This window comes from Lachnoclostridium sp. MSJ-17, assembly GCF_018918205.1.
Lineage (GTDB): Bacteria > Bacillota > Clostridia > Oscillospirales > Acutalibacteraceae > Ruminococcoides.
Map to the genome: position 1 here is coordinate 1 of NZ_JAHLQB010000014.1, position 17,962 is coordinate 17,962.

General features: G+C 49.8%; 17 protein-coding genes and 5 tRNA genes. 7 read left to right on the plus strand and 15 right to left on the minus strand.

The window, feature by feature from the left end; translation table 11 throughout:
• From KQI64_RS00670 to KQI64_RS00685, 4 genes are all read left to right on the plus strand, one after another.
• Positions 1–1,045: AAA family ATPase (locus KQI64_RS00670; protein ID WP_216522855.1), on the plus strand; the 1,045-nt coding region annotated here is incomplete at its 5' end.
• A 408-nt stretch (positions 1,046–1,453) separates the two neighbouring features.
• Positions 1,454–1,768, plus strand: a complete 315-nt coding sequence (locus tag KQI64_RS00675) for a plasmid mobilization protein (protein WP_216522856.1) — start codon at positions 1,454–1,456, stop codon at positions 1,766–1,768.
• Positions 1,756–3,123 carry a relaxase/mobilization nuclease domain-containing protein gene (locus tag KQI64_RS00680; protein ID WP_216522857.1) on the plus strand — a complete coding sequence of 456 codons (1,368 nt, stop codon included), beginning with the start codon at positions 1,756–1,758 and terminating at the stop codon, positions 3,121–3,123. The genes KQI64_RS00675 and KQI64_RS00680 overlap by 13 nt, the downstream gene beginning before the upstream one ends.
• A 37-nt stretch (positions 3,124–3,160) precedes the next feature.
• On the plus strand, positions 3,161–3,307 hold the full coding sequence (locus KQI64_RS00685) for a hypothetical protein (RefSeq protein WP_216522858.1): 147 nt from the start codon (positions 3,161–3,163) through the stop codon (positions 3,305–3,307).
• 106 nt (positions 3,308–3,413) lie between these two features.
• On the opposite strand, the gene KQI64_RS00690 is transcribed toward KQI64_RS00685, so the two are convergent.
• From KQI64_RS00690 to KQI64_RS00700, 3 genes are all read right to left on the minus strand, one after another.
• Positions 3,414–4,991: a P-loop ATPase, Sll1717 family gene (locus KQI64_RS00690; RefSeq protein WP_216522859.1), complete on the minus strand. Its 1,578-nt coding sequence runs from the start codon at positions 4,989–4,991 to the stop codon at positions 3,414–3,416.
• Between the two features lie 433 nt (positions 4,992–5,424).
• A tRNA-Tyr gene (locus KQI64_RS00695) sits at positions 5,425–5,509 on the minus strand.
• A gap of 59 nt (positions 5,510–5,568) precedes the next feature.
• Positions 5,569–5,644: transfer RNA gene (locus KQI64_RS00700), tRNA-Thr, on the minus strand.
• 177 nt (positions 5,645–5,821) lie between these two features.
• Here KQI64_RS00700 and KQI64_RS00705 point away from each other — a divergent pair.
• The 3 genes from KQI64_RS00705 (at position 5,822) to KQI64_RS00715 (ending at position 6,104) form a co-directional block, all read left to right on the plus strand.
• Positions 5,822–5,898, plus strand: a tRNA-Met gene (locus KQI64_RS00705).
• A 2-nt stretch (positions 5,899–5,900) separates the two neighbouring features.
• Positions 5,901–5,975: transfer RNA gene (locus KQI64_RS00710), tRNA-Glu, on the plus strand.
• Between the two features lie 42 nt (positions 5,976–6,017).
• A tRNA-Leu gene (locus KQI64_RS00715) sits at positions 6,018–6,104 on the plus strand.
• Between the two features lie 295 nt (positions 6,105–6,399).
• On the opposite strand, the gene KQI64_RS00720 is transcribed toward KQI64_RS00715, so the two are convergent.
• The 12 genes from KQI64_RS00720 to ruvC all read right to left on the minus strand — a co-directional run bounded on the left by KQI64_RS00720 (position 6,400) and on the right by ruvC (position 17,784).
• Positions 6,400–8,721: an ATP-dependent Clp protease ATP-binding subunit gene (locus KQI64_RS00720; RefSeq protein WP_216522860.1), complete on the minus strand. Its 2,322-nt coding sequence runs from the start codon at positions 8,719–8,721 to the stop codon at positions 6,400–6,402.
• Between the two features lie 92 nt (positions 8,722–8,813).
• Entirely contained in the window at positions 8,814–9,404 is a 591-nt protein-coding gene (locus tag KQI64_RS00725; protein WP_216522861.1) for a CDP-alcohol phosphatidyltransferase family protein, read from the minus strand.
• A 19-nt stretch (positions 9,405–9,423) separates the two neighbouring features.
• Entirely contained in the window at positions 9,424–10,098 is a 675-nt protein-coding gene (locus KQI64_RS00730) for a CvpA family protein (RefSeq protein WP_216522862.1), read from the minus strand.
• The gene (locus KQI64_RS00735) at positions 10,095–11,420 is read right to left on the minus strand and encodes a DUF5711 family protein (protein ID WP_216522863.1); all 1,326 of its coding nucleotides are present in this window, start codon (positions 11,418–11,420) and stop codon (positions 10,095–10,097) included. The genes KQI64_RS00730 and KQI64_RS00735 overlap by 4 nt, the downstream gene beginning before the upstream one ends.
• Positions 11,421–11,432: 12 nt before the next feature.
• Entirely contained in the window at positions 11,433–12,197 is a 765-nt protein-coding gene (gene truA, locus KQI64_RS00740) for a tRNA pseudouridine(38-40) synthase TruA (protein ID WP_216522864.1), read from the minus strand.
• Complete coding sequence (locus KQI64_RS00745; RefSeq protein WP_216522865.1) at positions 12,167–12,979, minus strand: energy-coupling factor transporter transmembrane component T family protein; 813 nt, start codon at positions 12,977–12,979, stop codon at positions 12,167–12,169. Before KQI64_RS00745 ends, truA begins: the two co-directional genes overlap by 31 nt.
• Complete coding sequence (locus tag KQI64_RS00750) at positions 12,973–13,842, minus strand: energy-coupling factor transporter ATPase (RefSeq protein ID WP_216522866.1); 870 nt, start codon at positions 13,840–13,842, stop codon at positions 12,973–12,975. The genes KQI64_RS00745 and KQI64_RS00750 overlap by 7 nt, the downstream gene beginning before the upstream one ends.
• Positions 13,839–14,681: an energy-coupling factor transporter ATPase gene (locus tag KQI64_RS00755; RefSeq protein ID WP_216522867.1), complete on the minus strand. Its 843-nt coding sequence runs from the start codon at positions 14,679–14,681 to the stop codon at positions 13,839–13,841. Before KQI64_RS00755 ends, KQI64_RS00750 begins: the two co-directional genes overlap by 4 nt.
• Position 14,682: 1 nt before the next feature.
• Complete coding sequence (locus KQI64_RS00760; protein WP_216522868.1) at positions 14,683–15,546, minus strand: class I SAM-dependent methyltransferase; 864 nt, start codon at positions 15,544–15,546, stop codon at positions 14,683–14,685.
• Positions 15,547–15,555: 9 nt separating this feature from the next.
• Positions 15,556–16,641, minus strand: coding sequence for a Holliday junction branch migration DNA helicase RuvB (gene ruvB / locus KQI64_RS00765; protein ID WP_216522869.1), 1,086 nt, complete (start codon positions 16,639–16,641; stop codon positions 15,556–15,558).
• Positions 16,642–17,244, minus strand: a complete 603-nt coding sequence (gene ruvA / locus KQI64_RS00770; RefSeq protein ID WP_216522870.1) for a Holliday junction branch migration protein RuvA — start codon at positions 17,242–17,244, stop codon at positions 16,642–16,644. It lies immediately after the preceding gene.
• Positions 17,245–17,268: 24 nt separating this feature from the next.
• Positions 17,269–17,784 carry a crossover junction endodeoxyribonuclease RuvC gene (gene ruvC, locus KQI64_RS00775; RefSeq protein WP_216522871.1) on the minus strand — a complete coding sequence of 172 codons (516 nt, stop codon included), beginning with the start codon at positions 17,782–17,784 and terminating at the stop codon, positions 17,269–17,271.
• Between the last annotated feature and the right edge of the window lie 178 nt (positions 17,785–17,962).

A 17,962-nucleotide genomic window follows, 5' to 3' on the forward strand; every position in this document is an offset into this window, starting at 1 on the left:
AAACAGAAAGAAGGTAAAAATCATGTGTGAAAATTATTGCTTGGATTTAGATTCAATGCCAAAGGTGCTTCAAACCCTCGATGGAGTAACACTGGCAGAGATGGACTTGCCGCCGATCAGGTATGTTATCAAAGACCTGCTCCCACAGGGGCTTGCGATGCTGAACGGCTCCATGAAGATCGGCAAATCGTGGATGGTACTGGACTGGTGCGTCAGGATAGCGAAGGGTGAGAACATCTGGAATTTTCCGACCACAAAAGGCACAACCCTCTATCTCAGTTTGGAGGATTCCAATACGCGGTTGCAGGATCGTCTGCTGTCGGTCACGGAGGACGTACCGCCTAACGTGCATTTTTCTATCAACTGCCTGTCAATCGGTAACGGCTTGGAGGAGCAGATACGCAATTTCGTTGCGGAGCACCCCGACACGGTTTTGGTCGCAATCGATATCTTCCAAAAGATACGCACGACAACCGAAATCAACTACGGCGTAGATTATGCCGAAACAGAGGTTTTGAAATCGCTGGCGGGTGAATTGGGTATCGCGATTCTCCTTGTACACCATGTGCGGAAGAAAGAGGACGAAGACCCGTTCAATATGATGTCGGGCAGCAACGGCTTGGCAGGCTGCGCCGATACGCTGTTTGTTTTGAAAAAGAGCAAACGCTCTTCCGCGGACGCTACTCTCTTCTGCACGGGGCGTGATATCGAGTATCGGGAACTCGATGTTCGCTTCGAGAAGGAAACCTGTACGTGGAGTTTCATTTCCGACAGTGCGGAGAATCCGGAAACGCTGCTCCCGAGACCTATGCAAAAGCTGGTTGAGATGATGAAAGATAAATCCGCGTTCTCGGGCAGCAACGCTGAATTCATGGAAGAGTTCAAAAGCTACACGGGAATCGAAATCCATACCAACGTCATGAAAAAGATGATGAAAAAGCACCGGTCGGAGCTTGAGGGAAACGGCGTCACCTTTGAGGACTGCAAACGCAACAACGACCGCTGTATCGATATCTGCTACGACCCACCGGCTGACAATCGCTGAAAAGTACGGCAAGTACGGCAGGTACGGCAAATACCCGCGGGGGGTTTTACTGTCCTTGCCGTCCTTGCTGTCCGAAACGTCCAACAGCGTTACCACACCGTGTGTACCCCTGTGTGAGATTTTCCACAGAAGGCTGAGAAACAAGCCGACAGCGAAACACGCGCGGATTTGGGCAAACGTGGGCGTGTTGTCGCCGCTAATCAAAACAAGATAAAAAAACGCGTTCTTTTGCGCGGGTATCAGAAGCAAGCAAAACCAAGTATCAAAAACAGGCTTAAAACGGGTTTCATACGCGGGTTTAGCGCAGACTCGTCTGCGGCCAGCATCGCATTCGACTGGTCGCGCAGCGACCGCCGATGCAGCTGGGGCGGGACACCCGCCACCCGTTTTACGGCAGAAAGGAACCAAATGAAAGATAAAAAAATGAGTATCCGCATCTCAGAGGAGGATTTGAACATCGTCCACTACAAAGCGGAGCAGGCAAAAATAACCCTGACCGAGTACGTTACGCAGTGCGCTCTCGGAAAACAAATCTTCGTGATTGACGGCTTGGACGAAGTGCTCCGTCAGCAGAAAGCCATTGGCAGAAACCTCAACCGGCTGACTGTTCTCAGCAACATGGGGAAGATTTCAAGCGTTAATCTTGAACGGTTGACAGAGGAATACGCCTCACTTAACAAGACTCTCACGGAGCTGTTAGACAGAAAGAGGTGGTCGGCATAGCGGTAGTTACGATCATTGCGCGAAAGAAAACGCAGACCCGTCAGGGGTTATGGGGACTGCTTCACTACTGTATGCAGGACAAGAAAACCATGTACAACGGACGAAAGCTCGTCACCGGAGTCAACTGTGTGGCGCAGTCGGCGTTCAATGAAATGATAAATACCAAGCTGCAATACCGCAAGCCGGGCGGCAGACAGTACTACCACATCATGCAATCCTTCCATCCGGACGAGCCGATCTCGCCCGAGACGGCGCACGAAATCGCTCTGCGTTTCGCTGAGGAAAACTTCCCCGGCTACGAGGTGTTGGTCGCCACTCATGTCGACCGTCACCACATACATTCGCATTTCGTCGTCAATTCCGTGAACGCGGAAACAGGTTTGATGTTCCATTCCGACAACCATGAAATCCAGCGACTGCGCGACGCCTCAGACAGACTCTGCATAGAATATGGCTTTTCGGTGGTCGTTCCCAAGAGCAAAAAGGTCAAGGGCATGTCCACTGCCGAGTATCATGTCGCAGAAAAAGGTCAGAGCTGGAAGTTGGATTTGGCGATGGCAATCGACGAAGCGATGCGCTACGCCGTCAGCAAAGAGCATTTTATTGAGCTGATGGAGATGGACGGTTATGAGGTCAAGTGGAAAGATACGCACAAATATATCACCTACACCTGCCCGAACGGTAAGCCGTGCAGAGACAACAAACTGCATGAAGAAAAATATTTGAAGGAGAATATGGAAGATGAATTCAGAATCAGAGAGAAAATCATCAGAGACATTGAAAGCACAAGCGAAGATGAATTTGGAAAGAGCGGCGCAGACGGCGCCCTTTATCGCGGTGCCGGAGAAGGCTTGGACAGCGTTGATTCAGACGCAGAAAAACCAATTCGAGATGCTGAATATGCTCTTGGAGCAGACGAAAACGCTGGCGACATGGAGCGACCTCTCGGATATGCAGGAGGAACAGCTGGCGCAGCTGACAGCTCACGCGAAGCAGACGGAGCAGACCCTGACAGCGTTTCAGGAGACGCTTCGGGAGCAAGCGGAGCAGATTCAAGCGGCGACCTCGACCTCGATGGAGAGTTTCCAATCACAGGTTGGGAAGGCGAACGAGAGTTTCTCGCAGCAACTCTCATCGGAGGAACAGACGGTGAAGCGGAGTTTGAAGAAGCTGATTTTGGCTTCGCTTATCCCGACTATCCTGCTGATCATCTGGGAATTGATTCGGCATATCTGGCTGCCGATGTGATGAATATTCTGGACAACGACAGCCACACCGAAGACTGCACCACAATGAATCAGCCGCAGAAGAACAAAAAGAATACGCAGTCAGGCGGCTTCAATATGAGTATGTAAGGAGGTTGAAAGGAAAAAGATAATGCCGTGATGCCTTATGGCATCGAAGAAAACAGAAATTCCAAAGCACGAAATTGATATACTTGCAAAAACATTCCTTCCTGAAATTATAGCTTTCTTTGAAACAGAAGAGGGCAAAAAAGAATTCGAGGAATGGAAACGGCAAAGAGAAGGAAAAGAATAATAAGTTGCAGGGCGCATGTTAATTGATGCGCCCTGCAAAAATTCAAAAAATTATATTTTCAAATACGATTCTACGGTATCAGAATGATAAGCTTTAATGTGGCTTATTATTTGCTTCTTGAATAATTCATTGATGCACGGAAAAAATTAATTAAAGGGTAGTGAATAGTAACTTTTGTTAAAGGATCAATATCTCTGTCACCAAAGAAAACAAATCTAGGAAAACGACCGTAATTACCAATCACGCCGACATCATAAAGATCTCTTATAATATGTGATGCCTTTCTCTTCTTTAAGCATTCAACCTCAAAAAATGAATCACTCATTTTTTCTATTCTATCCTCAAATTCTTTTGATGAAAATGGTAGACTTATTCCAGTTAACACATGCCGAATTCCTTCAATTTCTTTATCAGTATAGTTTGCATTTAATGCTTCAACAAGTTCTTCCCATGATTCAGAAGAGTACTGTTGCTTAACAGCATCAAAAACACGCTGATCAATAAAGCTTTCCTCTCCAAACTGTTTTTGAATTATTGAAAAAAGACGAATAATATCTCTAGGCTTATTCCAAGTTTGATTAATGATATAATTATATATCTTCTTATTTGATATTTCCTGTGCAAAGTATGTCTTCCAGATATCTTTACTGGATTCAACATTTTTATTTTGTTCGCTAACTGCTATTCGTTTTTTTAACATTTGCAAAAGAGGATTATCTCTAATATCTCCCCCTTTTTGTAACCAAGATATCTGGATGCCAAAATCATGAATCGGTTTATTAATTTCAGTACCCATTGACTGAACTGCTTTGTATACTTCATTTCGAATTGCAGCTATAAAATACACATTGAAGCCTTTTTCAATGCATGTTTCAGATAAATACTGAATTGCAAATACTAAATCTCGAATAAGAATTATGTCTCTCTCATATTGCTTGCACTTTTTCAAAGATAACTCTAATTCATCGACGAACACATAAATGGAATCCTCAATGGGGGATAATTCAGAAAAAAATTGTATTACAGTATCAGCAAGTGATTTAAAAGAAATACATTTTTTTTCCGGGTCAGACCACTCCAAATCAAAAGATATTTTTGCGATACTAGCAATATTTAGTTCAACATTACCACGTTTAATTTTTGGAATAATAGTGTGCGTAGTTCTTTTGCTATGATTGTTTCCATATGTTGCATGCAATAGCGCACATAAATTATTCCATGTAGCGTTTCTTTCAAAAACTCCATATTCAGTTTTTTCTAAGTTGAATACTATATTTTTTATAAGGTATAATTGCCATGCTCGAATGCAGTTAATGCTACTATCTACAGGGAGAACCCTATCGATCGTTTCTTCGGAACTGGTTCCTTCATTGTCGATTGTTGTACCTGTCCGTTTAATAATATTTCTTTGCTCATCATCCACATCTTTTTTAAATCTGATGAACGAGGTGAAAACTGGCTCCTCTTTATCGTGTAAAATGGTCTCAATGTATTTTAACAACATTGTTTTACCGGAACCTTTCTCTCCGCAAATGTAATATACCTTTCCTTCTAACAAGCTGTTAATATCAATATTGGGAAATTCAAAGAATAGATGTTTACATATGTCTTTTCCAAAAGATAAAAACTCATTGTAGGCATCGGTTTTTCCAAGTATAAAATCTTTTATTTGTATTTTTCCCATACAATAGCTCCTTGATTACTATGTATTGTTTTTGTTTCCTTCAAAAGAAAATAATAAAGAGAAAACTTCGATTGTGTTGGTTTTGCATACCATGTCATAAAACTGTTTAATTCTTACCAAAAATCTTGAGAGTATACGAAAGCAACTTCATAATAGCTCTATCTCTTAATTTGGAAAAATTGTCAGATTATTTACATATATTATACTACAGGAATCAATATAAATCAACAAAACATATTGTAGAATTAAAATGAAAAATACTATTATATGCTCACAAATTCATGTTCGTTTGCGGATAAAGTCAAAAAGCAACTTCTAAACAATTGATAATTTATCAGAATATGACAATTATTCATTGCTCTTTCAAATAGCTACACAAAACCAAAAATCCGAACGTTTCGCCAATCAGCAAAAAGTTCGGATTATTTGAGTTTGGTGGGAGAAGGTGGATTCGAACCACCGAAGCATGACGCAACAGATTTACAGTCTGCCCCCTTTGGCCACTCGGGAATTCTCCCAAATATATTAGGTCTACTCACTTGATTGTCAATAATAGATACTCGACGTAGACCTTTGTTGGAGCTGGTGGACGGACTTGAACCCCCGACCTGCTGATTACAAATCAGCTGCTCTACCAACTGAGCTACACCAGCGTGTGTACTGTTCTCTCAAGTGCTTAAATAATATACCACAAATCGCGACTTTTGTCAACCCCTTTTTTAATTTATTCAAAGATATTTCTCTGAATATATTTTTTCAAATTTTTTATTTTTCTATTGACAAATATCATTTTTTATCGTATAATAATAAGGCTGAATTTCAGCACAGATGGCGGAATAGCTCAGTTGGCTAGAGCATTCGGTTCATACCCGAAGTGTCGTAGGTTCGAATCCTATTTCCGCTACCAACGGCCCGGTGGTCAAGCGGTTAAGACACCGCCCTTTCACGGCGGTAACACGAGTTCGATTCTCGTCCGGGTCACCATTGCGCCCCTTACTTTTGTGAGGGGCGCAATTCATATCCTTCGCCGGTGTGGTGGAATAGGCAGACACAAGGGACTTAAAATCCCTCGGAGTAAAATCCGTACCGGTTCAAGTCCGGTCACCGGCACCAACAACAGCACATACCCACTTGGGTATGTGCTGTTGTTTTTTACCTTCGCGTGGTGACCGGACTTGAAGGCGAGCGTTAAGAAAACGTGCGGGGGCACGTTTTTAGCGAGAGAGATTATGAAACCTTTCCCCCTTCGCTGAACCTCACAAGCGAGATGAACGTCAAAACACCGCACACAACAGGTCACCGGCAATTCTGTCTTATAGCAAGCAGGTGACCGGACTTGAAGGCGAGCCTTTGTGTTCACGAAAAAAGAGCCGGCGTGTGTCGGCTCTTTTAATACTTTTGAAATTATTTACAGCGACTGAACCGTCAGTCCCTCGCCGTCGGAGGTGACATGAATTGCGGACAGATTTCCGTTTTCCGAGGAAATCATCGCCTCGGCTATCTTCTCCTCTACCTCGCGGCGGATCGTGTTTCTCAAATCGCGCGCTCCGCTTTTGCCGTCGCAGGACTTCTTTGCAAGGTATTCGCATGCCTTGTCGTCATATGTAAAAGCGATATGTTTTTCCTCGAGGGTGGGAACGTACTCGCTGAGCATAAGACCCGCGATTTTTACGTAATCCTCGGACTTAAGGTTATTGAACACGATGACCTCGTCGACTCTTGCGATAAACTCGGGACGGAGAAAATCGGACAGCGCCTTCATAACCTTCTCCTTTGCAGCGTCCTCAACGGTTTTGCCGAAGCCGAGGGCGCTTTCCTTTGTGCCTGAGCCGGCGTTCGAGGTCATGATGATAACCGTGTTCTCGAAGTTTACCGCTCTGCCGTGGGCGTCAGTCACCTTGCCCTCGTCGAGAATCTGGAGCAGGATATTGAGCACGTCGGGATGAGCCTTCTCGATCTCGTCAAAAAGGAGTACGGAATACGGACGGCGTCGAACCTTCTCGGTCACCTGTCCCGCCTCGTCGTAGCCGACATATCCGGGCGGCGATCCGATGATTTTGGACACCGAGTGCTTCTCCATGAACTCGGACATATCAAGACGGATAAGAGTTTCGGGTGTATCAAAAAGCTGCTGGCTGAGCACCTTTACAAGCTCGGTCTTTCCGACGCCTGTCGGTCCCACAAAGATGAAGGACGCGGGTCTGCGGCGCGGTGAGATCTGGCAGCGGCTGCGCTTTATCGCTGAGGCGAGAGCCTCAACAGCCTCGTCCTGACCGATGATTTTTTTCTTGAGCTCATCCTCAAGGTCGGCGAGCTTGGACAGCTCGTTCTCGCGGATACGTGAAGCGGGTATACCCGTCCACAGCTCGATAACCTTGGCGATGTCTTCCTCGGTAACGCGTGAAATCAGGTTATCGGGATTGATCTGCGACAACTCGGAATCAATTTTTGCGAGGTCGGTGTTGACCTCTGCGAGCTTCTCGTAATCGACGTTATCAGCCGTTGTCAGCTCCTCCTTAAGCAGCGCAAGCTTTTGCTTCTGCTCGTTGAGTCTGTCGCTGCGCTCGAGATCCTTATTTCTCAGAGCCGCGCATGCACAGCTCTCGTCAAGAAGGTCGATCGCCTTGTCGGGCAGGAAGCGGTCGGTGATGTAGCGCTCGGAAAGAACTACGGTCTTGCGGACAATATCGTCGTCCACGATAACGCGGTGGTGGTTCTCGTAGTATTCCTTGACGCCTGCGATTACCTCGATAGACTGCGCGATCGTGGGCTCTCCCACCTTCACGGGCTGGAAACGTCTCTCGAGAGCGGAGTCCTTTTCTATGTATTTTCTGTATTCGTTGAAGGTCGTGGCGCCGATTACCTGCACCTCGCCGCGCGAAAGTGCGGGCTTGAGGATATTGGCGGCGTTCATTGTGCCCTCGCTGTCGCCTGTGCCGACAAGACTGTGCACCTCGTCGATAAAGAGGATAATATTTCCGCTTTCCTTGATTTCGGAGACAAGTCCCTTGATGCGGCTCTCAAACTGACCGCGGAACTGAGTGCCCGCAACGAGAGAGGTCAGATCAAGGAGCTGGATCTCCTTGTTCTTAAGACGCTGAGGAACGTCGCCCGAGGCGATTCTGAGAGCGAGACCCTCGGCTATGGCGGTTTTACCTACGCCCGGTTCGCCGATAAGACAGGGATTGTTCTTTGTGCGGCGGGAAAGGATCTGGATAACACGCGCGATTTCGGTGTCTCTGCCGACGATGCGGTCGATCTTGCCGTCTCTCGCCTTTCGGGTCAGATCCTCACAGTAAAGGCTGATGTGCTTTCTCTTTTTTTCCTTCTTCTCGGGCTTCTTGCCTGTTCCCTGCTGGGAATCATTCTTCTGACCGCCGAAGATATTGTTGAAGAAATTCGGGAACGCGGGCGCTCCGTGAGAAAAATCATCGTCGTCGCTGCCCGGCTGCTCCGCCGCGAAATCCTCCATCTGCTCGGCGAGATTACCCGCGCCAAGCTGCTCCATCAGGCTGTTCAGATCGCCGCCCTGCATGAGCGAATTCATCTGATCCTGAACGTTCTCGAGCTCCTCGTCGGAAATGCCCATCTTGCTTATCAGATCCTCGACGGGCTTGATTTTCAGTTCCTTGGCGCAGCTGAGACAGTAGCCGACTGTCGGCGCGTCCTTAGAGTTGTTATTTGTAACGAAAACGACTGCCGGTCGTTTTCCGCATCTGCTGCAAATCATAGTCTGTACCTCATATTATCTGTTGGTTAGGTTCCTATAGGTTATTATTGTATAATAAATCGTGACAAATAGCAAGTCTGTTCACAAAAGCGTCACTGATTTTTTTTCGCGTTGTTTTCTTTAATAAGAAGAAGAAACATTCTTGAGTAATTAAGAAGTGCGAAAAGCATCACGAGAGCGGTCAAAATAAACAGTACGGTCACAAGCGTAAGGCTCTCGTAGGAAAAGACCGCCTTCAAAAAGATTATCGTCACCACCGAGAAATAGAACACGACGGTCGCGAATTTGCCGTACCAGCGCGCCGCCGGCGGAGTTATGCGCTTTATCAGCAGTATCAGTCCGCAGAACAGCATTGTGATTTCCTTGAACATCAACAGCCCCAAAAGCGGAAGGATCGCCGGATAGTAGATTATCATGCACAGCGCCACCGAGAACAGAGTCAGCTTGTCGGCAATCGGGTCGAGTATCTTTCCCAGAGAAGTCACCTGGTTGAGCTTGCGCGCGAGCATGCCGTCAAAACAATCGGTCAGTCCCGAAAATCCTATGCACACCGCCGCGGCAATGTAATTTTGATGCAGGAAAAAGTACATAAACGGCACGACAAGCAAAAATCTCAGATATGTCAATAGGTTCGGAACCGTCCATAAATCGGAGATCTTAAAACTCCAGCTTTCATTATCCATAAATATCACCCTGTATATCCTATAAATATACGCACAGCGCCCTGAAAAGCGTTCCGAAATACTGTTGGTTGTCCGTCATCGCCGGGCTTGCGTATGTCATTATAACATAAAAAATATTAATTGCAAGGCAAACAAACACAATTCCTTCAATACAGCCGAAAATTCCGCCGAAGATGTGATTGATTCCGCTTAGCACCGGAACCTTGAAGGCCTTGAGGATCGCCCTGATAATAAGCTTGATCACAATCATGAAAATAAAGAACAGCGCTGTCATTACTATGATATTGAGCACAGCTATGATAATCTCGCTCATAGGCTGTTCAATTGTCTTGGCAAGCTGCTGAGCCTGGGCGCCGTCGATAATAATACCCTTTTGCAGATTGCCCGTGTTCACTCCCAGAGGAGCGAAAAAAGTGTTGAGCATCACGGTGACCCAATTCGGAGCCGACTGCATCGAATTTGCGACCGCCTCTGAAAAGCCGTTCTTCGCGATTTCAGCCTCGAGGTTCGAGAGAATTACCTTCTGAATAAAGGTTGTGTATATCCAGCCCGAAATAACACCCGAGAGAAAGTGCGAGAGCATCAGATCGAGCACCAGTCCGGCGAAATTGAGCAGAGTCCGCGCGAATCCACGCACTGCTCCGATAACTATAAAGCCGATGAATACCGCTATGATAATCAGATCGGATATCATTCGTCCGCCTCGCTTTGCTGCTCCTGCTCAAGCTTTTCCTGCTCGCGCTGCTGACGCTCCATTTCAGCCGTCACCTTTGCGAGGTCGAAATAACGCATCTGGTTGATGCTTAGAACGTAGGCGGTGGAATCCGAGGTCAGGGTCACCGCCTTGGCGCCTGTACCCGCGTCGCAGGTGTTTGTGATATTTCCCTGCGAATTGAAGGTGTAAACCGTGTTGCCGTCGAGGACTGCCATAGTGCCCTTGAACACCGAGAACGACTCGGCGCCCTTGCCGGATTCTATCTCGGTCTGAACTTCGCCGTTATCGTTATATCTTATGAGCGTACAGCTTCTGCCGTCACCGCTTTTTGAAAGAGCTATGGCGTAGCTCCTTGTAGACGGGCTGAAACAGTAATTTGTCAGCTTTCCCTCGTATTTGACGGAGACGTAATCCTCCTCGCCTATCTTGACGACATAGGAGTATTTCTCGCCCACAAGCGCCACTCTCCTGCCGCTGATATATGCGCTGTCGAGAATCGAGTCGTCGTCGATCTTATACTTGCCCAAAGGCTCCTCCTTAGAGAAGTCGAGCACATAAACTCCGGTGCTTATCGCGCCGTTGTTACTTGTGATGCCGCAGGCTACGCAGCCGCTGCCGTCGCTGTTTATGGCGACAGAGTTGATGTAATATTCTGAAAAAGAATATTTATATATCCTGTTGTTATTCTTGTCAAAGGCGTAAAGCTCGCTGAGGAAGCCGTTGCCCTCGGTTACAAGACAGAAGTTTCCGTTCGGGGCGATGTCGCCCGTAAAAATAGCTCCGTCGGCTGTACCCGCGTAGAGCTCCTTGTCGTAGGTGAGTATCTGGTAGCCCGTATCGCCCAGTCCGTAGGTGAGGAAGCGGTTCTCGCCGCTCTTCATGACAGGCTTTGAGTAGCGAAGCTGAACGTTGGCTATTTCCTTGCCCGATGAATTGAGAGTGACAAACGAGGTATCGGAAGCGTAGGCGACTCTGCTCTGGTTAACGGCATAATTGCCCTTTTTCACCTCGGAGCCGACAAGCTCTACCGGATAGCCCTTGCCGCCGTTGCCGAGAACCTCGTAGCTCCACCACATGGAGAGATTTTCTGGAGAAAGCTTGTCGCGGTTCGCGAAGGCGAGGACAAGAAGTCCCGCCACAAGCGCGACAGCCACAGCGATGATTATTTTTTTGACTGCCTTCGGGGAAATATTCGTGCGTTCCTGCTCGTAATCCTCGAGAGGCATATCCTCATAGCTGATGACGGTGCGTTCCTTATTCGGCTTTGTTTCCGCGTACCGTCCTTTTCTTTTATTGAACATATTGAACTCCTGTCAATAATTGACCTTATTCAAATACAGTCCGCACGCCTGAGCGGTAGGTCCCGCACAGGATCGGCTGCGGCTTTCTATTATTTCGGGAATATTGCCGGGCGGGATTTTTCCCTGCGCTACCCTGAGCAGCGTTCCCACCATTATTCTTACCATATTGTAGAGGAAGCCGTCGGCTTCGACCCTCATTATTACCATATCGCCCTCCCGGGTAACTGAGAAGGACTTGACCGTGCGGGTCAGATCGCCCTGCTCGCGGTTGTCGAGGGTACAGAACGAGGTGAAGTCGTGCTTTCCGACATACGCCTGAGCCGCCTCGTTGAGAAGCTTTTCATCGAGATGATAGCGGTAGTGAAGCGCGTAGCCCTCAAGAAACGGAGAACGCACCTCGCTGTTCCATATCTTGTAGATGTATTCCTTGCTTTTGCAGCTGTATCTCGCGTGAAAATCATCGTCGACCTCGCGGCAATCGTTCACCGCTACCGACAGAGGAAGCCAACGGTTCAGAGCCGCCTTGAGCCGTTCGGGAGGAATCGGATGCGCAGTTTTCAGGCTTATGCAGTACATATTTGCGTGGACGCCCGTATCGGTGCGGCTGCAGCCCTTTAGGTCGAAGCCTTCGCCGATGATCTTTGTCAGCGCCGTCTGGAACGCCTCCTGAACCGTGTAGGCGTTCTGCTGTATCTGCCAGCCGTGGAACTGCCTGCCGTCGTATGAAATTGTGAGAAGCAGATTTCTTAAATCACGCTCGTCAGAAAAATGTTGCATACAATCACTCCGCCGATCAAGGCTGCGGTAGTTATCATTGAAAGTATATCCTTGGCGCGCATGCGCAGGATCTTCATTCTTGTGCGTCCGCTTCCGCCGCGGTAACAGCGGCACTCCATTGCGGTCGCGATGTCGTAGGCTCGTCTGAACGCCGACACAAAGAGCGGAATCAGAATCGGGATCAGCGCCTTAACGCGCTTGAAAAATCCGCCGGACTCCAGATCTGCGCCTCTCGCCTTCTGCGCCTGCATGATTTTGTCGGTCTCCTCGAGAAGGGTCGGCACAAATCTCAGCGCCAGCGACATCATCATCGCGATCTCGTGTACCGGAAAATGAATCTTGGAAAGCGGCTTCATCAGCCGCTCCATGGCGTCAGTCAGCTCAGTTGGCGAGGTCGTGAACGTCAGGCAGGAGCTCGCGAGAATCAGACAGATGATCCTCACCGTGACAAACACCGCACGGTGTATGCCGTTCCACGTCACGCGCAGGATCCACCACTGCCATATCGGGTCGCCTGAGCCGTAAAAGAGGTTCAGCACCGAGGTGATGAGCACCACGAAAAGAATCACCTTGAGACTCTTGAAGTAAAATTTCGGCGATACGCCGCTCATCGATATCATAAATACGGTGAACGCGGCGACTAAGCCGAGCGCTGCGTAGTTGAAGGTGAAGAAAATCAATACTACGAACGCGATAAAGCAAATAAGCTTTGCCCGCGGGTCAAGCCTGTGCATAAGACTTTTTCCCGGAAAATACTGTCCGAAGGCAACGTCTCTTACCATAGCTTACCCTCCTTTTTCAGAAGTGAGGAAAGCACCTCGAGGGCTTCGTCAACAGTGAGAACGCCGTCGGGAACATCAGCTCCGCTCTCACGTAAAAGCTGCATGATACGCGTGATCTGCGGCACCTTGAGCCCTATCCTGCTCAGCTCATCGCCCTTGGCGAACACATTCTTTGTCTTGTCAAAATCATGCAGAGAGCCGTGGCTCATCACCATTATCCTGTCGGCTACACGGGCGATATCCTCCATGCTGTGCGAAACAAGCAGTACGGTGATACCCCTCTCTCTGTGGTAATTTACTATCTGACTGAGCAGTATTTCCCTGCCCATCGGGTCTAGTCCCGCGGTGGGCTCGTCGAGGATAAGCACCTCCGGCTCCATAGCCATTACGCCCGCTATCGCGGCTCTGCGCTTCTCACCGCCGGATAAATCAAACGGCGACTTGTCGAGCAGCTCCGCCTTGAGTCCGGTAAACTCCGCGGCTTTGCGGACTGCCTTGTCGAGAGCGTCGCCCTCAAGACCCTTGTTCTTCGCGCCGAAGGCTATGTCCTTGTACACCGTGTCCTCAAAAAGCTGGTACTCCGGATACTGAAAGACCATTCCTACGCGGAAGCGGATTTCGCGGATTTTCTTCGGCTCGCTCCAGATATCTCTGCCGTCGAGCAGAACCTGTCCGCCTGTGGGCTTCATCAGACCGTTGAGCATCTGCACAAGTGTGGATTTGCCCGAGCCGGTGTGGCCGATGATTCCGATGAATTCGCCCTTTTCTATAGTCGCGCTGAGATCGTCCACCGCCTTTTTTTCAAAGGGAGTACCCTGACCGTAGACAAAGCTCAGGTTTTTAAGCTCAAGAATGTGACTCATTTCATCACCTCCAGGAGCATCTTCGCGCACTCCTCCTCGTCGAGGGGAATGTGCTCTATATCAACGCCGCAGCCCTTTAAGCGGAACGCGAGCTCCGCCGCCTGCGGCACGTCAAGTCTGTGTTTTTTAAGCAGCTCAACCTGCGAGAAAACCTCTCCGGGGGTTCCCTGAGTGAGCACCCTGCCGCTGTCCATAACGACGACCCTGCCTGCGCGGACGGCCTCGTCCATGTAGTGCGTGATAAGCACAACGGTGATGCCCAGCTCTTTGTTGAGACGGACAAGGGTAGACATTACCTCTTCCCTGCCGCTCGGGTCGAGCATTGCTGTCGGCTCGTCGAGCACAATACACTGCGGCTGGATAGCCAGAATGCCCGCGATAGCGACACGCTGCTTCTGTCCGCCCGAGAGCTTGTACGGCGCGTGCATACGGTACTCGTACATACCGACCGCCTTGAGCGCGTTGTCCACCCTCTCGCGGATTTCCTTTGGCGGGACTCCGAGATTTTCGGGACCGAACGCCACGTCCTCCTCGACAATGCTCGCTACGAGCTGATTATCGGGATTCTGGAGCACCAATCCGACCTTTCCGCGGATATCCCATGTCTTGTTCTCGTCGGCTGTATCGTCTCCGTCGACATACACCTTGCCGCTGTCCGGCAATAGCATTGCGTTGAGATGCTTGGCAAGTGTTGACTTGCCGCAGCCGTTGTGTCCTATGACAGCCACGAACTCACCCTGTTCAACGGTGAGAGATACGCCGTCCACGGCGTTTTTGACGGGCTTGCCGTCCTCGACGCTGTCATATGAGAAAAACACGTTTTCGATTGATATGAACATATTATTTCTCCCAGATAGCGGTTGAACCGCACGGTAATACAAGTCCCGTGTCGGTCACCCTTAGTCCGATTTCGTCGCTTGAAACGCTGCCGCCGAAGCTCTGTCTGAGCTGAACGCCGAGGAGGTATTCCATTACGGCGGGCGACAGTCCTGTTGTGTAGGAATTGAGAATGAAAAATACGGGGTCGTCGCTCAATACCTGACGGCACAGATCGACAAGCGGAAAAAGCTGTTCCTCGAGCTTCCATACCTCGCCGCCGGGTCCTCGTCCGTAGGACGGCGGATCCATGATTATTCCGTCATAGCGGTTGCCGCGGCGGATTTCACGCTGCACAAACTTTACGCAGTCGTCAACCAGCCAACGCACCGGCAAGTCCGCGATGCCGCTCGATTGGGCGTTTTCCCTCGCCCACTGCACCATTCCCTTTGAGGCGTCTACGTGGCACACCATAGCTCCCGCCTTCATGCAGGACAGAGTGGCGCAACCCGTGTAACCGAAAAGGTTGAGCACCTTGAGCGGTCTGTTTTCATTCCGTATTTTTCCGGCGGCAAAATCCCAGTTCACCGCCTGTTCGGGAAATACTCCCGTATGCTTGAAGCCCATGGGCTTTATATTGAAAACGAGCTGATCGTAGTTTATCGTCCAGCGGTCGGGCACCTTACGGTAGGTTTCCCAGTGACCTCCGCCCTTATTCGAGCGGTGGTAACGCGCGTGGGCGTTTCTCCAGAGCGGGTTCTTCCTGCCCGTAGACCAGATTATCTGCGGGTCGGGACGGATAAGAATGATATCGCCCCAGCGCTCAAGGCGCTCTCCGTCGGAGGTATCAATAAGCTCGTAATCCTTCCAGTTATCGGATAATCGCATAAGCTCTCCTTAATTGTTGTTATCAAACAGGCTCGGCTGCGTGACAGCTCCCTGCACGGCTCCCTTGGGGAAGTCGTAGCCGAGGTGACGGCAGCCCTCCGCGGTGATGCACCGTCCGCGCGGAGTACGGCTCAGAAATCCGATCTGCATCAGGTACGGCTCGTAGACGTCCTCTATAGTGACTGCCTCCTCGCCTATCGCAGCGGCGAGGGTTTCGACGCCGACGGGACCTCCGTTGTAAAAACGGATAATCGCCTCGAGCATGCGCCTGTCATTGCGGTCAAGTCCGAGCTCATCGATCTCGAGCCTGTCAAGAGCGGTGCGCGCCGTGTCAAGGGTGATAATTCCGTCCGACATGACCTGAGCGAAATCGCGGACGCGCTTGAGCATCCTGTTGGCGATTCGCGGTGTGCCGCGTGAACGCGAGGCGATTTCGATCGCGCCCTCGTAGTCTGTCTTGATGCCGAGGATACCCGCGCTTCTCATTACGATTTGGGCAAGCTCCTCGGGGGTGTACAGCTCAAGCCGGAGCAAGACGCCGAATCGGTCTCTGAGCGGAGCCGTAAGCTGACCCGCTCTCGTTGTCGCGCCGACAAGAGTAAACCGCGGCAGCGGCAGATGATACGAAGCCGCCATCTGACCCTTGCCCGTGATGATATCGATCGCGAAGTCCTCCATTGACGGGTAAAGAATCTCCTCGACCGCGCGGCTCAGGCGGTGTATCTCGTCGATAAAGAGCACGTCGCCCTCGTTGAGATTTGTCAGCAGCGCCGCGAGATCTCCCGGCTTTTCGATCGCGGGACCCGAGGTGATGCGGATATTCACGCCCAGCTCGTTTGCGATAATTCCTGCGAGAGTGGTTTTACCCAGTCCCGGAGGGCCGTAAAGGAGTACGTGGTCGAGGGTTTCATGGCGGATTTTCGCCGCCTCGATATATACGCGGAGGTTTTCCTTTGCCTTCTCCTGACCGATGTACTCATCGAGATTTTTCGGACGGAGAGGATTGTCGCCCTCGGCGGCGTCCTCGGGAAGCTCCGTCGGCTCCATTATTCTGTTTTCAAAATCGAAATCATCAGAAAAATGCGTGTTGCTCATTTACTGTCTTCCCATCTGTCTTAACGTCATGGCTATCAGCTGCTCGACCGGGAGCGAGCTGTCGAAGGTCGCGAGAACAGGCGATACCTCGGCGGGAGAATATCCCAGAACGCCGAGAGCTTCCAACGCCTTCGGCACGTTGCCCGAAGCAGCTGCCGCCGCGCCGCCTGTAACGGCTGAAAAGTCCGGGCCGGAAACAGCCGCCTTAGCGAGCTTGTCCTTCAATTCAAGTATAATGCGCTGGGCGATTTTTTTGCCTATGCCCGGCGCGAGAGTTATTGTCTTTACGTCGTCGGTCGCAATCGCCATCGCGACCTGCTCGGGGCTGAGAACCGAAAGTATCGCAAGTCCCGCCTTGGGTCCTACGCCGCTGACGCTTATGAGAGTCTTGAAGGTCTCAAGCTCCGTAACCGTCGCGAAGCCGAAAAGCTCCATGGTGTCCTCGCGCACGTTGAGGTAGGTGTAGAGCGTGACCTCAGCGCCGATTTTTATCTGTTTTAATGTATTAACAGTCGTCTGGCAATAATACCCCACGCCCGCGCACTCTACGACTGCACCCGACGGCGTGGTGTGAACCAGCTTTCCTCTGACTGAATATATCATATTTATCTTCCTTCCGGGCGCGGTTTATTGGTAATGGGTTCCGCGCTGATACATCGCCCTTCTCAGCTCCGAACCCGCCGCCTGAGCGTGGCAGATAGCGATCGCCAGAGCGTCGGCGGTATCGTCGGGCTTTGGCATTTCGTCGAGGTTCAGAAGGCGTCTTGTCATCTCCATGACCTGCGGCTTCTGAGCCTTTCCGTAGCCTGTGACTGCGGTCTTGACCTGAAGCGGAGTGTACTCAAAAATCGGTATCTTCAGCTTCTGAGCCGCGAGCAGCGTTACTCCTCTCGCCTGCGCGACCTTTATCGCGGTCTTTTGGTTGGTCTGGAAATAAAGCCGCTCGATCGAGAGCGCGTCGGGACGGCAGCGGCTCAGAATTGAGTACAGCTCGTCGTAAATATACTCGAGCCTCGCGTTGAAGTCGGTATGCGCCTCGGTTTCAACAGAGCCGTAGCCGATTGCGCGGTATGTGTTGGACTGAAAGCTGATAGCGCCCCAGCCGATGATCGCGTACCCCGGGTCGATTCCGAAAACAACCAAAATATTACCTCCGATAAAATGGCATAATGACACATTATAGATTACATTCCAATACATTATACCACAAAGGATTGTGTTTCGCAATAATTATTTCTTTTTTTCGGTCTTAAATAAACCTCGGCTGTTTTTATGCATTTAAACTGGCAAAAAGCACGGACAGATACGGTTATGAAAAATG

Coding starts and splice junctions, on each gene's coding strand:
- KQI64_RS00675 (WP_216522856.1), top strand. CDS start 1,454: ATGAAAGATAAAAAAATGAGTATCCGCATCTCAGAGGAGGATTTGAAC.
- KQI64_RS00685 (WP_216522858.1), top strand. CDS start 3,161: ATGGCATCGAAGAAAACAGAAATTCCAAAGCACGAAATTGATATACTT.
- KQI64_RS00690 (WP_216522859.1), bottom strand. CDS start 4,991: ATGGGAAAAATACAAATAAAAGATTTTATACTTGGAAAAACCGATGCC.
- KQI64_RS00720 (WP_216522860.1), bottom strand. CDS start 8,721: ATGATTTGCAGCAGATGCGGAAAACGACCGGCAGTCGTTTTCGTTACA.
- KQI64_RS00725 (WP_216522861.1), bottom strand. CDS start 9,404: ATGGATAATGAAAGCTGGAGTTTTAAGATCTCCGATTTATGGACGGTT.
- KQI64_RS00730 (WP_216522862.1), bottom strand. CDS start 10,098: ATGATATCCGATCTGATTATCATAGCGGTATTCATCGGCTTTATAGTT.
- KQI64_RS00735 (WP_216522863.1), bottom strand. CDS start 11,420: ATGTTCAATAAAAGAAAAGGACGGTACGCGGAAACAAAGCCGAATAAG.
- truA (WP_216522864.1), bottom strand. CDS start 12,197: ATGCAACATTTTTCTGACGAGCGTGATTTAAGAAATCTGCTTCTCACA.
- KQI64_RS00745 (WP_216522865.1), bottom strand. CDS start 12,979: ATGGTAAGAGACGTTGCCTTCGGACAGTATTTTCCGGGAAAAAGTCTT.
- KQI64_RS00750 (WP_216522866.1), bottom strand. CDS start 13,842: ATGAGTCACATTCTTGAGCTTAAAAACCTGAGCTTTGTCTACGGTCAG.
- KQI64_RS00755 (WP_216522867.1), bottom strand. CDS start 14,681: ATGTTCATATCAATCGAAAACGTGTTTTTCTCATATGACAGCGTCGAG.
- KQI64_RS00760 (WP_216522868.1), bottom strand. CDS start 15,546: ATGCGATTATCCGATAACTGGAAGGATTACGAGCTTATTGATACCTCC.
- ruvB (WP_216522869.1), bottom strand. CDS start 16,641: ATGAGCAACACGCATTTTTCTGATGATTTCGATTTTGAAAACAGAATA.
- ruvA (WP_216522870.1), bottom strand. CDS start 17,244: ATGATATATTCAGTCAGAGGAAAGCTGGTTCACACCACGCCGTCGGGT.